Genomic DNA, 1,311 nt, shown 5'->3' on the forward strand with positions numbered 1-1,311 from the left:
TCGTTTGGTATAGTTGATTTGACTAGAATCACAATATCCAAACAGAAGAGGTGCCTCCTATATGATATCGAATAATGGTCAAAATAAGCAACTACCAAATGAACTAACATCAACATTTAAAGAATTACAGGTGCTAAAACATCTAAGAAAAGCTGGCATTACAAAGTCTTTTGGCTTTTCTTGTGGTTTTCTTTTTCAACTGATTTTTTGTTTGATCTTTGAAAACAAGAACTGGTTTCGGACACTTGAAAGTAAGAAATCTGGCGATTTTCCTGCTAAAGATGCAGTGTATCGTTTTTTAAATAAGTCTACCTTTGCATGGCGTAGATTTTTACTTTTTCTTAGTACTCACACGATTGGCAAAGTAACAAAACTTTCGAATCATGACAGACCGAAGGTCTTGGTGATAGATGATTCTTCGTATGATCGAAATCGTAGTAAATCCGTCGAGTTGCTAGCTCGGTGTTTTGATCATGCTTCTCAAAAAATGCGATTTTATAAAGGCTTTCGCATGCTTACCCTTGGCTGGTCAGATGGTGCCACGTTCATTCCTGTGGACTTTTCTTTATTAAGCTCAAAAACAAGCCAAATTAACGGAATAACAAGTAAAATCGATAAGCGCAGTTCAGGTTACAAACGACGCCTTGAAGCATTACAATCTGCGCCAGAACAAATTCCGGACATGATTCAGCGGGCTCTAAATGCTGGGATTGATGCCTCTTATGTGTTAATGGATACTTGGTTTACCCATCAACCACTTATTAAGAACATCAAAGAACAAGGGCTAGATGTAATTGGCATGGTCAAGAATTTAAAACAACGTTATTTTGTAGATGGTAAGCGCGTGAGCTTGAATGATCTTTATCGTTTAGCAGCACCTATTCAAGGAAAAAAAGGGATTCTTCGCTCCATACAAACTACCCAAGCCAACGGAGTAACAGTCAAAATTATCTTCGTTCGTAACCGTAATAAAAAGAGTGAGTGGTTAGCTATTTTGAGCACAGATTGTACGTTAAATGACCAAGAAATCATCAGAATATACGGCATGAGATGGGACATTGAAGTCTTTTTCAAGACAACGAAATCCTTATTAAAACTCCAAAAAGAGTTTCAAGGTCGTTCCTATGATTCATTAATTAGTCATACAACGATTGTCTTTACACGATACATTGTGCTGTCCTGGCAAAACCGATGTAGCACGGACCAACGAACTCTAGGCGGTATGTTTTATGAACTTTGTGATGAAATCAGTGATCTCGATTGGGCTATTGCACTTCAGCAATTAATCGAGCTTCTTGAAGATACCCTTAA

1 protein-coding gene is annotated in these 1,311 nt (G+C 37.7%); it reads left to right on the forward strand.

Annotation, left to right across the window (positions count from 1 at the left end; genetic code table 11):
* Nucleotides 1-61: 61 nt before the first annotated feature.
* A partial coding sequence (locus JN080_RS28735) for an IS4 family transposase (protein ID WP_256239349.1) occupies nt 62-1,311 on the forward strand: 1,250 nt, incomplete at its 3' end.

This window comes from Bacillus sp. EB600 (assembly GCF_024494385.1).
Classification (GTDB): Bacteria; Bacillota; Bacilli; order Bacillales; family Cytobacillaceae; genus JAEVLT01.